This is a genomic window from Bacteroidales bacterium, assembly GCA_013314715.1.
In the GTDB taxonomy this organism is placed as follows: domain Bacteria; phylum Bacteroidota; class Bacteroidia; order Bacteroidales; family GWA2-32-17; genus Ch61.
Genome location: JABUFC010000012.1, coordinates 19,822 through 43,564, shown reverse-complemented (window position 1 = coordinate 43,564; position 23,743 = coordinate 19,822). Strand labels below are relative to the sequence as shown.

Below are 23,743 nucleotides of genomic sequence, written 5' to 3'. Positions count from 1 at the left end.
ATGCTGCAAAGCTTATACTTAAATAACTTTGCAATTATCGAGGAGTTGCATATAGACTTTTCTAATGGATTTACAGTTATTACCGGCGAAACAGGTGCAGGAAAATCGATTATAGCAGGATCTTTATTGCTGCTAAGTGGTGCAAAAGCCGATATAAACATTCTTAAAAATAAAGAAAAAAAAGCTATTATCGAAGCCCTATTTAATTCTACAATAAACGAAGTAAAAGAGTTATTTAAACAACATGAAATTGAATGGTCTAACGAAATTATTTTACGTCGTGAATTATTACCATCTGGCACTTCACGCTGTTATATAAACGACACCATTGTTTCGGTTAATGTTCTTAAAGAAATTAGCGCATTTTTAATTGATATTCATAGTCAACACCAAAATTTGCAAATTACACATCAAAATTTTCAACTTTTTGTACTCGATGTTTTAGCCCAACAATTAACCGATGTAAAATCTTTTAAAAAACAATATCAACAATATCTGCAACAAATAAATAAACTCAAAATATTAAAAGAACAACAACAAAAATCGAAACAAGAAGCCGATTTTCTTTCATTCCAACTACAAGAATTCAACGCCATTAAATACACAGAACAAGAATTTTCAGAATTAGAACAAAAATATCAAACACTTGAACATGCCGAAGAAATTGCTATTAAACTTTCAGAAATAATTCAAACTGGTAAAGAACAAGATAACTCAACATTAACTCAATTAAAAAGCATCACAAAATTATTACAATCACTTAGTCATCAATATTTTAAAGCTGATTTATGGTTACAACGAGCTGATAACCTGTATTTTGAATTTAAAGATTTAATTTCTGAAATAGAACAAGAATTTGAACATATTCAAGCTAATCCAGCTCTTTTAGAACAAATTCAAAAAGAAATCAATACGGTTTATAATCTCCAACAAAAATATCATTTAAAAAACTATCCAGAAATATTAGAACTTAAAAACGATATTAAACTAAAACTCAGTAAAATTAACCATATCGATAATGATATTTTACAGTTAGAAGAAACCATAGATGTTTTAAAAACAGAATTGGATAAATGGGCTCAGAAACTGCATCGGCAACGACAAAAAGCTTCTGAAATTCTTGTAAAACAAATTATCCCTATTTTAAATAATTTGGGCATGCCCAATGTTAACTTTGTTATCGATTTAAAAAAATCGGAAAACTTATCTGAATTTGGTTATTCCATCGTAGAATATTTATTTTCATCGAATATTAAAATACCTCCACAACCAATTGAAAAAATTGCTTCCGGAGGCGAATTATCAAGAGTTATGCTTTCATTGAAAACAATAATTGCACACCAGAATACCTGCGAAACAATATTTTTCGATGAAATTGATACAGGCATTAGTGGCGAAATTGCATATCATATGGGGCATATAATGCAACAATTAGCTACACATATGCAAGTTATTTCCATTACTCATTTACCACAAGTAGCTGCTTGCGGCAAACAACATAAACAAGTTTCTAAAAATCAAAACAATAAAGGCACAATTGTGGTTGTTAAAGATTTATCAGAACAAGAACGCATTTATGAGATAGCTAAAATGTTAAGTGCCAAAGAAATTACAAATTCTGCATTAGAACAAGCTAAACATTTATTAAAACACTAATAACAAAATAAAAAAAGGCTGCCTTTCTGTAGCAGCCTCCTTTTAAAACATCGTAAGATTTTATTTTTTAATTATTGTTGTTGAATATATTTTGTCACGCAAATATACTTTTACAATATAATTCCCTTTTGGTAATTGTTCTATTACTAAAGGTTCATCTATCGATTTTGAATTAGATATAAGATTCCATTCGTTTAATTTTTGACCTAACATATTAAATATCTCAACCATTACATTACCTAAAATATAATTTGAACGAATAGCTAAAGTAATATTTGATTGAGCTGGATTCGGATAAAGAGCCAAACGTGTATTAGCATCTATTTCAATTACTGAAAGTGGCGACTGACTTACAGTAACGGTTAATGAAGTAACACAACCATATGTATTAGTAACATTTACCGTATATGTTCCAGCTGGAATATTGGTTAAATCTTCAGTAGTAGCACCATTGCTCCATTGAATGGTATAGGGCAAAACACCTCCCGATATAGATAAATCAATAGCGCCATCGTTGCCACCATAAGTTGACACATCAGTTACAGAAGCATTAAGTATGTATGAAGGAATTACATCTATTGCAATTTGTGCAGTATTTGAACAACCATTAGCATCCGTTCCTGTTACGGTATAAGTGCTAGGTGATTGAGGTGTAAAAGGAACGCCATTTTGAATACCATCACTCCAACTGTATGTTTGAGCGCCTTGGCCTGTTAAAGTAACTGTATTACCTTCGCAAACAGGATTGGTCGAAGCATTGATCGTTACATTGGGCAATGCATTAACAGTTATAGTAACTGACGCTGTGTTTGAACAGCCATAACTATCAGTACCAGTAACAGTATAAGTATTGGTTGCCGTTGGTGTAAAAGCATTACCATTTATTACATTATTGTTCCATACATAAGTTTGCGCACCATGACCTGTAAGAGTAACCGATTGTCCTGAACAAACAGATGTATTTGAAGCAGAAATAGTAACGTTTGGTAGCGAATGAACTGTTATGGTTTGCTGTGCTATAGATGAACAAGAATGATTATCTGTAGCGGTTACTGAATAGGTTGTAGTTGTTGTTGGAACAAAAGATACTCCATTCGTTATTCCATTGCTCCAAGTGTATGATTGTGCACCAGTAGCAGTTAAAGTTACCGATTGACCAGAACATATTTCTGTTGCAGATGCTTGTACAGTAATAGTTGGATTTGCATATACCGTTATAGATGAAATAGAAGTATCTGAGCCAAAAGCATTAGTTGCAATTAAAGTAACGTTATATGTTCCAGGATTTGCATAGCTAACACTTTCGTTTGCATTGGTACTTGTAGCTGGATTGCCTCCTGCAAAAATCCATTGATACGATGTTGCATCTGTACTTGTGTTGGTAAATGATATGTTCCCATTTTGACAAATAGCATTAGAGGAAGTATTGAATGAAGCGGTTGGAAGTATTTGTGTAATTCCCGGATCGATGGTGATATCGTCTATAAATAACATAAATTTATCGGTAGAACGATGACGAATAGCTACATATATTGTTTGATTATTGTATGCAGATAAATTGTAAGTTTTTTGAGTCCATGTTGAAGGAGCGGTTTCATTTGAGGCAATTGCTGTAAAGCTTGCGGGTTGATTGTTGGTTGTAGAAACTAACACATCGTAAGTTTCGTTGCCCCATGTACCTGGTTTTGGCGATTGTACCCAAAAAGAAATGGAACCTCCTGTTTGCATGGGTAAAGCCGATGAAATAAGCCAATTATCAGCTTGCGAAGCATCGGCAGGGCAAATGGCTACTCCACAACGTTGACCACCATGGGTAGCAAAGCAACCTGCAAGCGACGGATTAAATGCCATAAAACCAAATGCTGTGCCTTCTCCTGTAAAGTTACAATCAGATGACTGATAAGTAGTTTTTCCATCTTGGTCTTGACTTGTCCAAGGAGTAAAGTTTGTTGACCAATCGGTGCAAGCTTCAAAATCTAAACTAAACCCACTTGATGGTTGATTTACTGTTATATAATTGGTTTTTGTAATCGTATCAGAACCATATTGGTTACTTACAATTAAGGTTACGTTGTAGGTACCCGCTGTATTATAGGTAACAGTAGGATTTTGTTGAGTAGAGGTTGCTGGTGTGCCACCAGGGAACGACCACGACCATGAGGTGGGAGTATTAGTACTTTGATCGGTAAATGCTACCGAACCACCTTCTATTATATTGGTAGGATTTCCAATAAAATCAGCAACGGGTGGAACATTTAAATTTTCATCAAATCTAAAAGCTACAATTTTGGTGTACTTTGTTGTTGTAGAAGTTTTCATATATTGAGTAGTCCCCCAAAATGTGATTTTGTCGGTAGGGTCAACTGATAGTTGAGCATAATCGCCCCATCTATTGTATGACGATTGATATGTTCCGCCATTAACTATGGTTGTTTCAGGAATATCTAAAGTACCATTAGCAATGGCATTAGCACTTGCCGATTGTCCACAGATTCTGATACCAGGATATACATTGGTGCCTCCAGTAACACTATAAATCAAAGCTATTTGCTTATTTTGATTGATAGAAATAGAGCCACACCATCTATTTAAGCCATCATTGGGAGCATATGTACCGTTTTGCCGAATGGTCCACGTTGTTCCACCGGATGTACGAGTAAGTTCGTACCAACGCAATCCTGCCCTATTAGACCCCACATTAACTGTATGGTAGCAAACGATACGTTCTTCGCTTCCAAAATTTACATATTGAGCTCTAAACATTAAAATGGTAGGAATACCATCTAATTTTTGTGAAGTTCCAGCTTGAGTAATATCGTCCCAAGTTGTGCTACCAAAATAGCTACTAAATGCAGGTACCGATATGGTTTGTGTGCGACTAAAAGTAGAGTTTGAAGTTGTTGTCCAGTTAACTTGTAATTCGTAAATCCACAATTGATCTGATCCACCCCATGCATCATCATTAATAGTAAGAAAAATACCAGGTTTGCCTGTTGGAGCAAATGTCCAATCATTGTCAGCAGGCATAATACAATGAAAACCACTATTGGGACGATTAGGATTATCAAATCCTACCATTTTAGGGCTAGAACCACCCGTAAGCATTACATCGCGTTGAAAAACATAAACATCTTTACCCGATGTATTATTAGTAGCCATATAATACCCATCACGCCAAACGCCAAACTTCATATAATCAGGAACATCGTCAACATCAAATGAATATTTATACCACGTTCCAGTTGGATCGTTCGTTGTTGATACAGCAATTAGCATATAATCGTTAGTGCCACATAAAGAAAATTCGGAATAAAACCAACGATCGGCATTCTCATCGTATAAAACGATAGGATCGCCATCATTACAAGAGGCCCCTGTTAAGCCCGAAAAAATTACATTCAAGTTTGTGGGACCTGCCACTAATGCTTCAGTAGATTTATTATAAATAGTATAAGTTAAATTAATGGTTTGCATAAAATGATTAGGACCTACCGTTCCATTGCAATCAAGCGGAAATGAAGAACCATTTTGACCGTCAAAATTATGTACAATGGTTGTTGTTACTGCTTTTGCGTTTCCTTGTTCACTCTGTAAAAGTGGATCAGGACCCTTGGGCAATGCTGTTTCTATGAATGGATATCGACGTTGTTTCATTTCAGGATTTCGTTCAAATTCTAATTCTTTGCGTTTTTGTTTTGAATCTTTAAAAAGTTGCTGAACTTTTTCTAAGTCATCAACAGGTAAAAGATCTCTCAAAGGTTGGCTTTCACCAAGGAATACTCCCGTTGTTTCAAAAGATGGATGAACTTTAATGCTTGCAGGTTGACTAAATGCCATCGTACTAATAAGCAAGCTAATAGCTAATAAACGCAGCTGTTTAAACATATTGTTATGGTTTTAAGTTTGGTTTTGGTAAAAATAGAGAAAAATATTTTTAATTATTCTTTCGTTAAAAAAGAATTTTTATATATATTATGAAATGTACATCTCGTCAAAATGACGAGACCAACCGAAAATGAAAATTATAATATCAATATTATCGGTAATATAAAAACTTTATACACATGAAATACCATTAATGAATTACAGTAACAGGACCTGTTTTGGTTCGCGTTACATTATGCGTATCTTTAAATTTAGCTATCCATGTATAAGTACCTACAGGCACTAATTGGTCGCCATCTTTTGCCTTGCCGTTCCAAACCTTTTCAATATCGTTGGTTTCAAAAATAATTTCACCCCAACGGTCCATAACAACCAAGTGGAAAGTGCTAAAATCTATATTGGTAGCATATACCCGCCATACTTCGTTTTTGCCATCGTTATCGGGCGAAAATGCCGTAGGAGCATAGAAGGTATATTCTCCCATTACTTCTATGGGTTGCCATACGGTATCCACACATCCGTGAGAGCTTATAGCAACCAAATAAACTTGATATTGTCCTGGTATGCTTGGATATTGATGATAAGGACTTTCGAACGAAGAAGAGTCGCCATCACCAAAATTCCAATAATAGGAGGTTGCACCTGTAGATAAATTTACAAAATGCACATTTGTATTTAGCATCGTTATAGTAAGTGGATCGGTTACAAATTTGGCTTCGGGAATAGCATAAACATGAATTAAATTGGGTATAATTTGCTGCGTATGGCAACCATAAATATTGGTTGTTGTAAGCGAAACGGTATAATCTCCGGGATTCACATAAGTATGAACCGGTGTTTTGCTATCGCTGACATTAGCCGAATTGGGATCACCAAAATTCCACCAATAAGTTTGATTTTCGTTAGGCGAAGATTCTACAAAGTGAACCGTTAATGGAGCACAACCCGCAATGATATCGGCTTGTAAATTATTAGGAGGCGATGGAATAACTAATACATCAAAATAGAAGTATATAGGTGGGGTATTGCAGTCATCATCAACTTTAATAACATACGAAGCAGATTCTTCAGGATATAAAGTAAATGGAAGTGTAATAGGCAAGGTATCGTTTAATGTTATTGTATATTGACCGCTGCCTCCATTAATAGTTCCCGAAAATACTAAAGGTTCTCCACTGCAAAGTATGCTGTCGTTAATATTGATAATACCCGACAAGGGAGGTCTTACTTGTACCGTTGTGCCAACAGTTGAAATACACCCATGGGTATCGGTAACGGTTACAGAATAATTTGTATTTATTGTGGGCCAAACATGGATTAACGTATCATGTGAGCCAGTATTCCAATTAAACGAATATCCCGGAGTTCCACCTGTTGCAGACACATACAAATGAGCGGTGTCGTTAATACAGATAATAGTATTTTGTGTTACATCTGCATAGAGTTTACCAGGTTCACGAACAAATGCTGAATCAACAATAATACAACCATGGCTATCAGTTACTGTTACATAATACCAATCAGACGTTAAAAAGCCAATATCTTCATTGGCAGAACCGTTATTCCATTGTATTTGATAAGGAGGTACACCTCCAGTAACAGTTAGGTTAATAGCACCATTTATTTCGCCATGACAACGCACATCGGTTACTTGTAATTGTGTACTTACATAAGTTGGAGGTTCATTAACCGTCATGGAATAGGTTTCGGTACAACCATTAAAATCCGTTATTGTAACCGAATAATTTCCAGCAGGGATGTTGTTTAAATCTTGGGTTGTTTGCCCACTGCTCCATTGATAACTATATGCAGGAGTTCCTCCTGCAGGTGTTAAATTAATAACACCGGTTGAGTATCCATGACAAAGCACATCAGTAACCTCGTAAGTAGCCGTAAGAGGTGCCAAGGGTTGTTGTATAAATACTTCAGCTATAGTTGTACACTGGTGGCTATCGGTAACCGTAACGGAATAGGTTCCAGTTGGTAAATTGCTAATGTCTTCGGTAGTATCTCCTGTACTCCAGATATACTGATAAGGAGGAGTTCCACCACCAACAATTAAGTTAGCGCTTCCATTTGAAAACCCGTAACAAGTAACATGGGTAGGCATAATTACGGCTGCTAACAAAGGTGGTTGGCTTATTGTTTCTGTTAATGTTATGGTACAATGATGGTCATCTGATACAGTTACAGTATAAGTATTCGCATATAAATTATTCACATCTTCGTTGGTAGAACCATTTGACCAAATATAACTATAAGGTGGAGTGCCCCCACTGGCTGTTATGGCTAAATAACCATTGTTGCCTCCATAGCAAAGCACATGTTCTAAAGAATCAAGCACAACGCTCAATGAGGTGGCAGGTTCGGTTATGGTGGTACTATCAACTTTTGGACAACCTACAGCATCCGTTACTGATAGTGTATAGGTTCCGGCGGGTAAGTTAGTCGCATTCGGTCCATTGCCTCCCAAGGGTGTCCATTGATAAGTATAAGGAGGTGTTCCTCCTGTTACTTGCGAATAAATAACTCCGGTACTGTCTCCATGACAAAGAACGTTCACAGGTATCAAATGCATGTTAATAGGAGGATTGGTTTCAATAATAGTAGCAGATGCCGTATGCGAACAGCCATTGATGTCGCTTACGGTAACCGTGTAAGTGCCACTTAATAAGCCAGTTATACTATCTGATGTGGAATTGGTGGTATCTACCACACCATTCGACCAGGTATAAATATAAGGCAATGTACCATTGGCGACTGTTACTGTAATAGTACCAATACTATCACCTGCACAAATATTATCTGTATGAGTTATAGAAACTAATTCAAATTCTGGATTGGGAATCATAACAATACCGGGGAAAATAGTATCCTGAAATCCGGCCAATTCCCAAGTATTATCATACCAAGTTAAAGGAATGTATCCTAAAGGCAAATTGATATCAATAAGCGGTCCTATGTGGAAGGTCCAGTCTAAAATATGTGGGTCTGTTCCATTATTGCCATCATCATACGTCCCTGTGTTGCCGGCAGAATCAGACAATTGTTTTAACTGAACCAACTCATCTCCGGTAATAGCAGGAGCACAAACTTCACTATTTGGGTTTTCTGCTTGTGTACTATCGGGTAGAGGAATGCAAAATTCAGGGACGATAATAGCCGATTTGAAAGGCAAATCGATCGTAATTGTAAATTCTAATGCTTGAATAATAAAATTAAAAGCAATGCTATCCCAAACATGGTTATTAAAATCGTTTCCTAAGTGTGCTGCCATGCCAATTGGCATTTGAGGCCAGTTGAAGCAAGGATAACGATATTTAAAATCCATACAAGTTGCAAAAGAAATACTATCTGAAATTCCTTGATCAACAACCTGATTACCATTATGTGGGTCGGTTATCCAGTATTCTACAGGAGTTGGAAATGTAAAAATAGAATATACCGTTGGTGTAAAAGTTAAGTCTTGTTGCAACGTATTGCTCATACCTAAATGAGCAGAAAGCAAATTATATTCGATGGAAATAATACTAAAATTATAAGTGCCATGCAGCATGTCTAAAAATTGTTGAATAGCAGGACCTTGGGGCGGTGGTATAAAACCAGCTAAAAAATGTAAAAACTGTATGATATCTAAATCAATACCTGCATAAGCACTATCTCCATTGGCTCCAAGAATTTGGTGACATGGGTCTGAGTCGTCTAACCAATCGGTTGTTTCGATGTAGGGCAGAGTTATCCAACCACTCAAGCCAATACCAAAAAGATTATTGAACGTGATAGGTAAAATATCATCATGGCAAATGGTAAAACCCAACCAACTATTAGGGTCAACACAAGGATAAGCGACTTCGCCCGTTTGCCCATTTAAATAAAATATCGCCATAGAGTCATCAGGCATGTTTATATCAACAATTTGAATATTGTCGCACCCAAACAAACAAACATCGGCATTGATATCTAAACCAAAACCATAATCTAAATCGAGCGAGATGACGCCAGCTTGCGGAAAATGACTATATAATTCCCACCCGGGTAGTACTTCGTAATCGGAATGAATGGTAACAACCTCACCAGGATTGAATGTGTAATTATTAGGAATTTCATAATTTACGCGAACCGGGTAATCAACATCGATCCATCCAGTAGTCCAACCGTGCATGTCGAATGTTGAACCCAATAACATGTGGGCATTTATATTGAACATAGCTCCTACTTGCTCACCTAATACTTCTTCCATATATCCAATAGAGATAGAAGTATCAAATTCTATATGAAAAAGTTCGTATGTAAAGTTTAGGTTAAAAGGAGTACCGTTGGGTCCCCACATGTTTTGATTTTCGGTATGCCAAGGAATATCGTGACTAATGGTATAGGTTTGAGCTTTAGAACTAAAGTTCAGCAGAAAAATTACCATTAGAAGCAGTATTGTTTTTCGTGTGCTCATGGTTAGTCTTGTTTTTCAGGTTTAACAGATAACAGACTTTTGCGAACAATTTTTTCGACAAAGCGTTTTACCGATTGAGGGTAAGTAGCATTGAGCCAAATGGTGTTTTCCATATCGCCTGTAAATAGCATAACACGTTCAAAGGGTGTGTCTTTATGAAGGGAGTCTTTTGCTGGAATGGTAAATGAAATGGTAAATAGCTTTCCTTGAGTTCCATTATCTAATACCACATCTTCGGTTGCATTTAATACGGCATTTTGACTGGCAATATATTCTGATGTTAATTGTTCGCATAATTGTGTATAATGATAGCCTTTGATTTCTGTACACGTTATTGAAGTGGTAGTTGCCAAATGTATAAAACCGCGAATGTTGTCAACCGGTTTAAAATTTTTTGGAGGTGAAATAAACACATGCGTTTGAGGAAATAATACAGGAGGCTGTAAAACCAAATACGAATCGGAATCTTTGAAATGTTCTTTAAACTCCTGCTTGCTTTTTACCAATTTCATGGTCTTTACCTTAGAGGTGTCTATACGCTGCGTTTGAGCCCACGTTTGATTGATGGAGTAGATTAAAATGATAAAAAATATAAGAATCTTCATGTTCAATATTTTTTTAAAAGACGTATTTAATTTTATTTAGTTGCCTGTTTTTTTTCATATTCTTTAAGTTTATGCTTAATTAAAAGTGCACAATCTAAATATGCTTCTGCTGTTTTGTTGCAACAAGCATTTTTAAATTTCTTTTCAAGTTCTTTAATAATTTCTATAGAAAAAAGTTGAAGGTCGTTCATAATCATATTGTTTTAATACGCAAAAGTAGTCAAATTTGTTTCACTTCAAATTTAAATTTTGGTTATTTAATATTTCTTTTTCCGATTAAAACTTCTTAATTTGCAAAAATTTTTTATTATGGAAAGGTATGCTCTTCATTCTAATTTAATTGAAAAATATTTACAAAAAGATGCTGAAACTTTTACACGAGAAGACATCATAAAGTATATTTGCGATCATCATATTGAAATGGTTAATTTTAGATATGTCGCACAAGATGGACGATTAAAAACGCTTAACTTTTATATATCAAGCCTTGAGTATTTAGAAACTATTTTAACTTTTGGCGAACGTGTCGATGGTTCGAGTTTGTTTTCATTTATTGAAGCAGGTTCGAGCGATTTATATGTTATACCTCGTTATTCTACGGCTTTTGTCAATCCTTTTTCTGAAATTCCTGCTGTAGATATTTTATGTTCGTTTTATACGAATGAAGGGAAGCCACTCGAAAGTGCTCCCGAATATATACTTAAAAAGGCTCATCAATATTTTCAAGAAACAACAGGGCTCAAATTTAAAGCATTAGGAGAACTTGAATATTATGTAATTGCTCCCATTGTAAATGACTATGAGCCAACCAATCAAAAAGGGTATCACGAATCTGTTCCTTTTATTAAATATAACGACTTCCGCAATCATGCTATGCAACTTATTTCGCAATGTGGTGGTAAAATAAAGTATGGACATTCAGAAGTAGGAGCATTTTCTGACGACAACTATATTTATGAACAACATGAAATTGAATTTTTGCCGGTTCCTGTTGAACAAACTGCTGATCAGATTTTAATAGCCAAATGGGTACTTCGCAATTTAGCTTATCAATATGGTATAACGGTTAGTTTTGCACCAAAAATCACTATTGGCAAAGCAGGTAGTGGCATGCATATTCATATGTTAGCCGAAAAAGATGGACATAATGCTATGCTCGAGAATGGCCAACTTAGTATTATTGCTCGCAAAATGATTGCGGGCATTCTTTCGCATGCCGATGCATTGACTGCTTTTGGCAATACAACACCGCTTTCGTACATGCGCTTAGTGCCCCATCAAGAAGCACCAACTAACATATGTTGGGGCGATCGTAATCGTTCTGTACTAATTAGGGTTCCATTAGGTTGGACCACAAATGTAGATATGGCTTCGGCAGCGAATCCTCATGCTATTATTACCAATCTTCCTAAACCTGAAAAACAAACCATTGAATTACGTTCACCCGATGGAACTGCCGATGTTTATTTATTGTTAGCAGGTATTGTTATCTCAGCAACACATGGTTTTACTTTAGATAACGCACTTGAACTTGCCGAAAAACTTTATGTTAATGTTAATATTCATAAAGAAGATTGTCGTGATAAGGCAAAATATTTAGGGCATTTACCTTCGTCGTGTGTAGAATCGGCAAGGGCATTGCAAGCTAAACGTAAAAGTTTCGAAATAAATAACATTTTTCCTGCAGGAACCATCGATCATATTATAAAATATTTATCAGATTTTAATGATGCCGATTTAAGAGAACAACTTCAACGCGATCAACAAATGCTCGAAGAATTGGTTAAAAAAAACTTGCACCTTAAATAAATACCGATTATATTTCAATATTTTTTTAATATTATTTACAATTTAAATATTACTTATTGTTTTATTTAAAAAAGCAAAATATTTGTACATTTGCCATAAAAAAGCTGTGAATAAATATAAGAATATCTGGTTAATATTCTTTATCGTATCAACTTTTACCTATGCTCAAAATGATTATTTTGATAGCTCAAGTATTCGTTATAACGATTTCATTTATCAATCGACGATACATACTCCACAAATACATAAACTGGGCAATGAACTATCGTATCCATTTGTAGAGATGAATAGCAACGACACACTGGTAGCACAATTTGATGATTTTCAGGACAACATTCAAGATTATTATTTTACCATTATTCATTGCGATAAAAACTGGACACCTTCGTCACTCAGTTTTTATGAATATGCCGAAGGCTTCGACGATTGTCCTATTAAAAATTATGCTTTTTCGTTTAATACTTTACAGTCGTACATTCATTATAGTCTTACTATTCCTAACGAACAACTAAAAATAAAATTAAGTGGAAACTATTTATTACTGGTACATCATAACGACCGTAGTAAACCTGTACTAACACTTCGTTTTTTTGTATATGAGCCTTTGACACAAATTACAGCACAAGCCCATCAGGCAACTTTAACCGAGTATAGAAAAACGCATCAAGAAATTGATTTCTCCATTAAAAACGCTTTTAGTTGTAACAACCCTTTTGCAGAGATTTCGGTTGTTATTAGCCAAAACTTCCGATTTGATAATGCCATATACGATTTAAAACCGCAATTTGTTAAAGACAACGAACTGATATATAATTACGAACAAGGTAATCTTTTTGAAGGCGGAAGTGAATTCCGTTGGGTCGATTCTAAAAGCATTCGTTTTCAGGCAGAGCGAATACAAGCTATTGAATTTGAACGCCCCTTATATCATTATTATATGTACCCCGACGAAAAACGTACTTTTAAAGTCTATTTTCAATGGCAAGATATAAACGGACGTTTTTTAGTAAAAAACAGTATGGGACGTGATAGTCGCATTGAAGCCGATTATGTTTATGTGCATTTTTTCTTACCATTCGAAGCTCCTTTAGCAGAAGGAAATTTATATGTAGCTGGCAATTTCAATCGTTGGCAATATAATAACACCAATCAAATGACGTATAATTACGACCAAAAACGATATGAGCTTACTTTACTTTTAAAACAAGGATTTTATGATTATGCTTATGCATACCTTACAGATAAAAATAATCAAGCCGATTTTGGCTTTATAGAAGGCAATCACTACGAAACCGAAAACGATTACTATATTTTTGTTTACTGGAAAAATAACAGTTCTCTATACGAACGTTTAGTTGGTGTAAAAGCGATTAATTCAAGCAGACAATAAAAATTATATCATATAAACAAATTTATCTCGTTTTTATGAAGATAATATAAATCAAATTCTTTTCTTTCTTTTCAACGTTAAATATCTTTAATGAACTTTTTATTTAGAAATATTCTAATTAAATTTGCAAAAAATATTTTTTCATATATATGGAAAATGAACACATATTGAATAAAATCACTCAATCGGAATATAAATACGGATTCGTTACTGATATCGAAGCCGAATCTATTCCTAAGGGTCTTAATGAGGACATCATCAAAAAAATTTCAGCTTTAAAAGGTGAACCCGAATTCATGCTCGAATGGCGGTTAAAAGCTTTTGAGTATTGGAAAAAAATGGAAATGCCACAATGGGCTCATTTAAAAATACCTCCTATCGATTATCAAGATATTATTTACTATTCAGCACCAAAACAAAAAGCTACCCTTAATTCTTTAGACGAAATCGATCCCGAACTTAAAAAAACTTTTGATAAATTGGGTATTCCACTCGATGAACAAAAGCAATTATCGGGTGTAGCTGTCGATGCTGTAATGGATAGTGTATCTGTAAAAACTACGTTTAAAGAAAACTTGGCAAATTTGGGTATTATTTTTTGCTCTATGAGCGAAGCCATTCGCGAACATCCCGATTTGATAAAAAAATATTTAGGCTCGGTAGTTCCTTATACCGACAATTATTTTGCAGCCCTCAACTCCGCTGTTTTTAGCGATGGATCGTTTGTTTATATTCCTAAAGGCGTACGTTGTCCTATGGAACTATCGACTTATTTCCGTATTAATGCTGCTAATACCGGACAATTTGAACGTACCCTCATCATTGCCGACGAGGATGCATACGTAAGCTACCTCGAGGGATGTACGGCTCCTATGCGAGACGAAAACCAACTACATGCTGCCGTAGTTGAGCTAGTTGCTTTAAAAAACGCTGAAATAAAATATTCTACGGTTCAAAATTGGTACCCAGGCGACAAAAACGGCAAAGGTGGAATATACAATTTTGTTACTAAACGAGGTATTTGCAAAGAAGAAAATGCAAAAATCTCGTGGACACAAGTAGAAACCGGTTCTGCAATAACATGGAAATACCCCAGTTGCATTCTGAAAGGCGATAATTCTGTTGCTGAATTTTATTCAGTAGCGGTAACCAATAATTTTCAACAAGCCGATACCGGCACCAAAATGATACACATAGGCAAAAACACTCGTAGCCGAATTATTTCCAAAGGAATCTCTGCCGGTCAAAGTCAAAACAGTTATCGTGGTTTGGTAAAAATCATGAAAAATGCCGATAATGCACGAAACTATACCCAGTGCGACTCCATGCTCATGAGCGATCGTTGCGGAGCTCACACCTTCCCATACATCGAAATCGACAACCAGACCGCTATAGCCGAACACGAAGCCACGACCTCACGCATTGGCGAAGACCAGATTTTCTATTGCAATCAACGTGGCATAAGCACCGAAGATGCCGTAGGGCTCATTGTGAATGGCTATGCTCGCGAAGTTTTAAATCAGTTACCTATGGAATTTGCTGTTGAAGCTCAAAAACTCTTGCAAATATCTTTAGAAAATAGTGTAGGATAAAATTAAAATAATGTAAATTATGTTAACGATAAAAAATTTAAAAGCCCAAATAAATGGAAAACTTATTCTGAAAGGAATCAACTTGGAAGTTAAACCTGGCGAAGTTCATGCTATTATGGGACCCAATGGCTCAGGAAAAAGCACCTTAGCTTCGGTACTCGCCGGACGCGAAAATGTTGAAGTAACAGGAGGAGAAGTGATATTTATGGGTAAAAATTTACTCGATTTATCTCCCGAAGAACGTGCACGAATGGGTATATTTTTAGGTTTTCAGTATCCTGTTGAAATTCCAGGCGTAAGCATGGTTTCGTTTATGCGAACAGCTGTTAACGAAATACGTAAATACAGAAATCTATCACCCTTATCATCTTCAGATTTTTTGAAATATATGCGAGACAAAAAAGAACTGGTAGAAATAGACACACAACTCACCAATCGCTCAGTTAACGAAGGATTTTCGGGTGGTGAGAAAAAGAAAAATGAGATTTTTCAAATGGCTATGCTCGAACCCAAATTAGCCATCCTCGATGAAACCGATAGCGGCTTAGACATCGACGCTTTACGCGTAGTGGCAAATGGCGTCAATAAACTCAAACGACCCGACACTGCAACCATTGTCATTACTCACTATCAGCGACTGTTAGATTATATTGTGCCCGATATTATTCATGTATTGTACAACGGTCAAATTGTAAAAACAGCCGGGAAAGAACTTGCTCTCGAGTTAGAAGAAAAAGGATATGACTGGATAAAGAAAGAATTTCAAAATTAACAGCTTATGTCAACAAATCTTATTCAAAATATAGCCCAAGAAAATATTCAGAAAGCAATGGAGACGGTGTTGGATTCGGGAACACAACCAATTGTTGCAATTCGAAAAGAAGCTTATGAAAAGTTTTTACAAAAGGGGCTTCCCAACAAAAAAAACGAAAATTATAAATACACAAGTATTGAACAGCACTATACAGGGAAATATCAGTTTTATCCATATTTAAAATCTGAAAACATAAACATTGATGAAGTTTTTAAATGCGATGTACCAACGCTCAATACTCAAGTTATTGTACTTATGAATGGTTGGTATTATGCTACTGTTCAACAACCCAAATTAATAAAACACTCAAATGGCATTATTGTTGGAAGCCTTAACGAAGCCATTAACCAATATCCCGAATTAGTTTTTTCATATTTAGGCAAAGCCGCTCATAAATACCATGACGAACTAAGCACTATTAATGAAGCTTTAATGCAAGACGGGATTTTTATTTATATTCCTGCTAAAGCACAATTAGAAAAGCCTATACAACTCATAAACATTGTAGTTGCCGACGAACCTATCCAGGTTTATCCACGTCACTTAATTATTAGCGAAAGTGAATTCGAAAATCAAATTTTAGTATGCGACCATAGCCTTAACCCCAGTCCTTTTATTATGAATGGATTAATGGAAGTATTTTTAAAAGAAAAAGCTAAACTAAGTTTTTATCGAATGCAAAATGCTCATAATCATTCCGTTCAAATAACAAATAATTATATTGAACAAGAAAAAGAAAGTCAATTTCATACGGCTTTTATAACCCTTCATGGTGGAACTGTTCGCAACAACCTGTGGGTTGATTTAATAGGCTCAGAAGCTCAATCGAACCTTAATGGTTTATGGCTAGCAGATAAAAATCAACATATTGATTATCATACTTTTGTAAAACATCATACAACTAATTGCGAAAGCAATCAACTTTTTAAAGGTATCCTCGACGATGAAGCCACCGGAATTTTTTCTGGTAAAATATTAGTTGAAAAAGGAGCTCAAAAAACAAATGCTTATCAATCGAATAAAAACCTTATCATTAACCCTTCGGCAAAAGTACGCTCAAAACCACAACTTGAAATTTATGCCGACGATGTTAAATGTAGCCACGGTTCTGCCACAGGTAAACTCGACGATGAAGCTATGTTTTACCTGCGTTCGCGTGGCATTGCTCATAAAGAAGCTTGCCAATTACTAATGGTTGCTTTTGCCAGCGAAATAACCAAACAAATACTCATTGATGCATTAAAAGAAGAAGTAGAAACCTTGGTTGATAAACGCTTGAGAGGCGAACTATCGCGTTGTAATCGTTGTTCTATTGCTTGTTCGTAAACACTTCGTAATTTAGCAAATAGCCATTATCGCTTCCTACTATTAAGTAATAGTTTTTGATAGTGGTGCTAAAAATACTTATGCTAAATGGACTTATTCCTTTTAAAGGAAATCCGCTTGGCATTTTGCCATCTTTATCAACCAATAAAATCGAATTTTTGCAAACTAAACCTATTTTATTTTTCGATAGTGGAAACTCGTAAAATATGGGTTTATATAAAGGCTTAGAAGGTAACGAATAGCTTAGCATTATTTTTTTATTACGTTGATAAATTAAAAGTTCGTCTTCGTCAACAAAAATAAAATCGGAATAACCATCGGCATCCATATCGTTATATAAAAAATAATGATGAGGGCTAAATTTATCGAATGAACATGATTTTACTTTTCCATCGAGATAAATAAAATGAATATTCCCTTCGATGTCATTAATTACAAACCGAGTTTCAGTTTCATGATTTTTGGGTTCAAAATAAAGTTGTGCATTACGATTTATTGGAAAATGTTGTTTTATGTTAATAGCTGGTTTGCCTTGTTGGTTTAAAATATAGATGTTAAGGGTATCGACAAAATAAATATATTCTTTATTGTCGAAAGAAACGTATTGTACTGGTTGATAAACAAAATGGTTAGTAGTTTCAAAAGTCCATGTTTTGTCTAATTTCCCTGCAAGTGTATAACAATACACTTTTTTGTCGGCACAAGCAATCCATATACGTTGTTCATTTTTTTTATTTATAGTTATAAGGCTCATAGCATTTGTTGCAGGAGCTTTTAGTTTTATAGGATAATTTTCTAATACCTCGCCATTACGATCAACAATATAAATGTAATTTTTGGTACTGAACAGATATTGCAACCGTTTATTCTTCATTAAATCTACTTGAAAAATATCGCTTTTTATTTTTTCGGGCAAATGATTTTTCCATAATATGCGACCCGAATTATTGATAAGATATATGTTATTGGCATCATCTTGAACCCATATTTCTTTTTCCTGATTCGTATGATTTATTACAAAATAAGGTTTCATACTAATGGTTGTATCGAGCTTACTTTCCCAAACGGTATGCGTATTTTGTTTTATTTCGGGACTATAGCGAACATACAAACTGGTATATAATAAGTCGTTGTTGTTCGATATTTGACAACTTACAGCATCCATTTGTCGAACAATTTCGAAATTTTGCTCTAAAACACGGAAAATGTTGGTGTGAAGTGTTGTTTTTAGAAACGTTTTAGCACGAGCAATATCGCAATAAAATAAAAGGTTCGATTCTTTATCGAGCATATCGGTATAAGAGCGATATAGTTCTTCGTTTTTGAGTGTTTTTTTTAGCGTATTGGCATATAAAATACGCTGTAAGGCTCGCTTAGACTTTGTAAATATCAGATAATTATCGATAAAAGCAGCATAGCGGCTGCCAGCATTCGAAAAGGCACTACCAAATAATATTTCAGGTATATTTGTAATAGGAAAACTATAGATTTCGGACGAAAGTTCGTTATCTAATTTTAAATTTAAAATATAGTCGTTGTATTTTTTGCCTTTAGCTTGAGCATAGTTTTCGAGCACACTGTCTAACATCTCTTTTGAACTTGTTTGATTATCGGTATTGATAATAAAAAAGGTGTCATCGCTCTGAAGGCTATCGCTCGATTCGGGATTAGAAGCAAAGACCAAACCGACTTCTTTATATATCAATTGATCGAATAAGCGAATAATATCGATTTGTTGATTTTTTTTCAATAAGGATAAAGTTTGGTCTCTGCCTTTACGTAAACCATACGATTCTAAAAATATGCTGTATGCTTCTTGCCAATTTTTAAAATGACTCATGCTTAAAAACAAAAAGGTATGACTTTCTTTAGGGATAATATTGTCGAAGCTAAAATCGACAGATTCCTGACTTGATAAAATTTTTAAATAATTTACTAGTGAGTCGCCATGATCTATAAAACCATTGATTAAAAACATGTTTTGCGAGACATGTAAATCGAATGCCGACCATTCTGCTAAACTTGTGTTGATATTTGCCTTTTGCAAATCGGACGATAGCCATTTTTTCCAAAGCTTATTAAAAAGTTTGTGATTTATAAAAAGATTGGCTTCAACGTTTTGCCCGGCCGTTTTTACAACTTTCTTAAACGACGGATTGTCGAATAGCGAATATTGGCTTTGATGTTGACGCAATACCTCTTCAACCATTAACGAAGAATTTGAAGCAATAAAAAGACCATGTATAAAACAAAAATGAAACGATGATATTACATCATTTGGGTTGGCAATAACCGAAAATATAACTTGATCGTTGTATGTTTTTTCATTTATCGTAATAGGATGACCGTACAAATCTTGAACAACTGATTGAGCGGTTGCTTCGCTCGTATTTGAACCAAAGTTTACTATTAATAATGTATTAAAATCTTTTTTACCACTGGGATGAAACGATAGTAATACGGGACCCTTAGTTGAGTTGTATTTGAATAATGGATGATATTTTACAACACTGTCAAAATAATTTATTTGTTGATTTAATCGTTCTATTTCTTTTATATTTTTGAGTAAAGACCACGGCTTGCTCGAATGATTTAAAGCTGTATTTAGGTTCGATATATTTTTAGCTTCAATAATTAGGGCAGCATCGGTAGGAATATACTTATAGATATCAGAAACCATAACTTCTTTTTCGATAAACGAATTTTGGTAGTAATATATTCCACCTACCACGATACCTATCAAAAAAATTAAAACAACCGATATGCGAATCCATTTCATCATAGCACAAACTTACATATAAAGCTATTATTTTTTTCGGTACATTTAAATAAATAATGAACGAAATAATGTTAATAGCTATATATATTAAAATTGCATTGAAATTGAATAAAAAATTTGATCAACCAGATTATTTTTTATTTCTTGAACTTTGTTAATTTGAGACTTTTGCAAATGTCTCAAATTGCAATTTGCTTTAAAAAGCAACTTTATTTAAATGATAATTGTTATTTTGCGTATTGTTCTATTTTCTGTATTAGTACTTCTAATTCGATGGGTTTAATGATATAATCTGAACATCCAACTTGTTTGCTCATCTCAATTTCGGTTGAATATGCATAAGCGGTTTGGGCAATTACTGGGATGTCTGGTTTGAGTATTTTTATTTTTTGAGTTGCAACAAAGCCATCCATAATAGGCATTTGTATGTCCATTAAAACTAAATTTATTTGCTCCATTTTTTCAGTAAAAAGTTCAACCGCTTCTTTACCATTTCGTGCGTGTATAAGTGTAAAATTATATTCCGACAGCATTTCTTCTATGAACATGTAATTGATGTCATCGTCTTCGGCAATAAGAATGGTTAATGGTCGTGCAATAGAGCAGTGTTTTTCTACGTTAGTTGTTGTGTTTTCAAAGGTAAATGTATGACGATAAGGAAAACGAACGGAGAAGGTACTTCCAACTTGCCATTTCGATTCTACATGAATACTTCCCCCCATTAGTTCCGTAAGTGTTTTAATTATGGTTAAACCTAAACCTGCACCTTTTTGTTCGGTAGTATAGTTAGAACTTAATTGTACAAATGGTTTAAATAATTGTGGAATGTGTTCTTCTTTAATGCCTGTCCCGGTATCTTTTACATAAAAAATAATGCTATTGTTGTAGATTTTATAGCCAAAACATATTTTGCCCGAATAAGTATATTTAATAGCATTGATTAAGAGGTTCGAAAGAATTTGCTTTAATCGTAATTTATCGGTTTCAAAAGGTAGATTATCGTCGGGTGTGTTCTCTAAAACAAGCGAAATATGTTGTTTGTTTCTAATTAGCAATTCTTGTTGATATTGCTCGTATAATTCTTTTAACAAGTCGTATAAAAAGACTGTTTCGAAAATAAGCTGTAGGTTTCCTGTCTCAAATTTAGTATAATCAATAAGGTCGTCAATAATACGCGAAAGTGTTGACGAACTGGCATTGATTTGTTTTATATATTGGTCTCGTTTGTTGTCAGAAAGGTCAGCTTTTTGCAGCAAATGAGCAAAACCATGAATAGCATTGAGTGAATTTCTAATTTCGTGACTAATGGTAGCTATAAAAGTCGATTTTAAGCGGTTGCTTAATTCTGCCTTTTCTTTTGAATCAATAAGTGTTAACTCTCTGTTTTTTTGTTCGGTAATATCTTTTACTAAAACTAAAATAAAAATTACTTTATTATTTTCGATAATTGGATGAAGTTCTTCAGAGAATATTTTCTTGATTCCTTTGCTATTTTCGAATGGAAACTCAAAATATAAATTAGTAGGGTTTTGTTTTAAGTTATTTATGATTTCAATGGCTTTATCTTTGAATTTTGGAGGGAAAACGTTAATTACAGATGTGTCGGTAAGTTTGTTTTTTTCTATTTCAAAATAATCACAAAACGGTTGATTGACAACTTTTATTTTGTAATCAGTATCTACGATTAAAACTCCTTCATTTAGGTTTTCTATAATTTTTTGGTTAATAGAAGTAAGTGTTTCAACTTCTTTCGATTTAAGTGCTAATTTCGTAACATCGCGTATTGCAATAATAAATTGTTCATCGTCTTGATCGGTAGACAAATATGAAATGTTGGTCTGATAATAAACAAGTGTATTGTTTATTAAAGATGTGCTTTGAAATAGTTGACTTTGTTTAGTGTTTTTACATGTAATAAGATAATTGTATATATTTTGATTTAAAAAAGGTACAGCTTCTTTTATTTCGAGCCCTAAAACAGATGTTGAATAGTTATAATTAGCTAATAACTGCAATAAAGGTTGATTGGTAAAAACGATCTTGTAATTTACATCCACAACCAAAATAAAATCGTCAATAGTATTTAATATCGACTTATAAAAAGCATGATTTTCGTTGATTTTTTTTTGCGATAAATGACGTTGTAAAAGCAACGACGCCTGATTTATAAGTAATTCGAGAATTTCGATATTTGTTTCTTCTTTATGAGTAAAAAGGGTAATGTTTCCCATGAGTATAGAATTATTGATAAACCCCATGGAATATATGGATTCAACTTGAGCAGTTAATAAAAGTTTTATTATTTCTTCTTGTTTTATTGAGAACTGTACTGTTAAAAAATCTTCGTGTGGTATTTTAATAAATTTCCCTTGAAAATTTAAAGGCCAAAGTTCTTGAGGTAAGGTGTACGACAATAGTGCTTTTTTTTGTTTTAGTTTTTCTGATAGTTCTTGAACCGATGGTTTGGGAGAATATAAAAATTCAGTTATAAAAAGATTTTTCGTTGGGTAATATTTATTTATTGTTATTGTACAATCGGGGAAAAGTTTTTTTACTTTTTCACCAATAAAAACAAATGGGTTATAGCTATTATCGAGTGTAATAAACTCGTACGAAAATTGATGTAAAAGAGCAATTTGATTTTTAATAAGTGTTTCTTTTTCTTGAGCAATATAAACAGGTGTTAAGTCGTTTACATAAAGCCATATTTGCTTTACTTCATCGTCTTGAATAATAGGAACTAATTGGTAGTAAACATATATTAATTTTCCCCACTTTGTAAAATACTTAGCGGTATCGGAGGTTATATTTTTAGTTTCTAAAGCCTTATTAAATAAGCCAATTAAAGGAGTTTCCTGTAAAGGCTTAAATTGCAAAATATTGATTTGTTTAGTTGCCTCTGCCGAAGGAGATCCCAATATAGTCAACATAGCAGAATTTACTTCCAATATATTGCCCCAAATATCTATAATAGCTATGCCCAAAGGAGCATTTTTAAATATTGTTGGTAAATTTTGGATATCTTCTTGACTTAGATTTTTTATTTTTTCAGTTTGATTTATATCTCTAATTATGAACAAACATCCATAATTATTTTTATCAATATTGATAGGAATAGCTTTAAAAGTTACTAGTTTATTGTTTTGTACTAACAATAAAGGTTCTAAAGACTCTATTGTTTGATTTTCTTGAATACACTTCAAAATAGGACAACCTACGATTTCGCCCTTTTTTGTTTTTAAACTTAAAATATCTTTAGCAACTAATCCATTTAATGGAGAACGATTAAAAAACGACTCTGCTAATGTATTCGTGTTAATAATTATACCGTTTTGATTAGTAATAATTAAAATTTCAGAGGATGGTTGGAATAGAAAATTAGAAGTATCAGAAACATGAAAGTTTTGATGGTTCATTGAAAATTCAGCTATTTTATTAAG

The 23,743-nt window shown here is 34.0% G+C and carries 12 protein-coding genes; 6 read left to right on the top strand and 6 right to left on the bottom strand.

Annotated elements, in window-relative coordinates:
• The gene (gene recN / locus HPY79_04280) at positions 1-1,656 is read left to right on the top strand and encodes a DNA repair protein RecN (protein ID NSW45013.1); all 1,656 of its coding nucleotides are present in this window, start codon (positions 1-3) and stop codon (positions 1,654-1,656) included.
• Positions 1,657-1,716: 60 nt separating this feature from the next.
• On the opposite strand, the gene HPY79_04275 is transcribed toward recN, so the two are convergent.
• The 4 genes from HPY79_04275 to HPY79_04260 form a co-directional block, all read right to left on the bottom strand.
• Positions 1,717-5,541 carry a PKD domain-containing protein gene (locus HPY79_04275; GenBank protein ID NSW45012.1) on the bottom strand — a complete coding sequence of 1,275 codons (3,825 nt, stop codon included), beginning with the start codon at positions 5,539-5,541 and terminating at the stop codon, positions 1,717-1,719.
• 190 nt (positions 5,542-5,731) lie between these two features.
• Positions 5,732-9,988, bottom strand: a complete 4,257-nt coding sequence (locus HPY79_04270; GenBank protein ID NSW45011.1) for a gliding motility-associated C-terminal domain-containing protein — start codon at positions 9,986-9,988, stop codon at positions 5,732-5,734.
• Between the two features lie 2 nt (positions 9,989-9,990).
• A complete protein-coding gene (locus HPY79_04265) occupies positions 9,991-10,593 on the bottom strand; it encodes a hypothetical protein (GenBank protein NSW45010.1) in 603 nt (200 codons plus the stop codon).
• A 32-nt stretch (positions 10,594-10,625) separates the two neighbouring features.
• On the bottom strand, positions 10,626-10,784 hold the full coding sequence (locus HPY79_04260; GenBank protein NSW45009.1) for a hypothetical protein: 159 nt from the start codon (positions 10,782-10,784) through the stop codon (positions 10,626-10,628).
• A 118-nt stretch (positions 10,785-10,902) separates the two neighbouring features.
• Here HPY79_04260 and HPY79_04255 point away from each other — a divergent pair, with 118 nt between their 5' ends.
• The 5 genes from HPY79_04255 to sufD all read left to right on the top strand — a co-directional run bounded on the left by HPY79_04255 (position 10,903) and on the right by sufD (position 17,524).
• Complete coding sequence (locus tag HPY79_04255; protein ID NSW45008.1) at positions 10,903-12,402, top strand: glutamine synthetase; 1,500 nt, start codon at positions 10,903-10,905, stop codon at positions 12,400-12,402.
• A gap of 106 nt (positions 12,403-12,508) precedes the next feature.
• The gene (locus HPY79_04250; GenBank protein ID NSW45007.1) at positions 12,509-13,792 is read left to right on the top strand and encodes a DUF5103 domain-containing protein; all 1,284 of its coding nucleotides are present in this window, start codon (positions 12,509-12,511) and stop codon (positions 13,790-13,792) included.
• A 149-nt stretch (positions 13,793-13,941) separates the two neighbouring features.
• Positions 13,942-15,384 carry a Fe-S cluster assembly protein SufB gene (sufB, locus tag HPY79_04245; GenBank protein ID NSW45006.1) on the top strand — a complete coding sequence of 481 codons (1,443 nt, stop codon included), beginning with the start codon at positions 13,942-13,944 and terminating at the stop codon, positions 15,382-15,384.
• A gap of 19 nt (positions 15,385-15,403) precedes the next feature.
• On the top strand, positions 15,404-16,156 hold the full coding sequence (gene sufC / locus HPY79_04240; protein NSW45005.1) for a Fe-S cluster assembly ATPase SufC: 753 nt from the start codon (positions 15,404-15,406) through the stop codon (positions 16,154-16,156).
• 6 nt (positions 16,157-16,162) lie between these two features.
• Complete coding sequence (gene sufD / locus HPY79_04235) at positions 16,163-17,524, top strand: Fe-S cluster assembly protein SufD (GenBank protein ID NSW45004.1); 1,362 nt, start codon at positions 16,163-16,165, stop codon at positions 17,522-17,524.
• Here the strand turns inward: sufD and HPY79_04230 are convergent.
• Together HPY79_04230 and HPY79_04225 are read right to left on the bottom strand one after the other, a co-directional pair.
• Positions 17,508-20,306 carry a DUF3352 domain-containing protein gene (locus HPY79_04230; GenBank protein ID NSW45003.1) on the bottom strand — a complete coding sequence of 933 codons (2,799 nt, stop codon included), beginning with the start codon at positions 20,304-20,306 and terminating at the stop codon, positions 17,508-17,510. The two genes, sufD and HPY79_04230, sit on opposite strands and share 17 nt — an antisense overlap.
• A gap of 224 nt (positions 20,307-20,530) precedes the next feature.
• Positions 20,531-23,719: a PAS domain S-box protein gene (locus tag HPY79_04225; GenBank protein ID NSW45002.1), complete on the bottom strand. Its 3,189-nt coding sequence runs from the start codon at positions 23,717-23,719 to the stop codon at positions 20,531-20,533.
• Between the last annotated feature and the right edge of the window lie 24 nt (positions 23,720-23,743).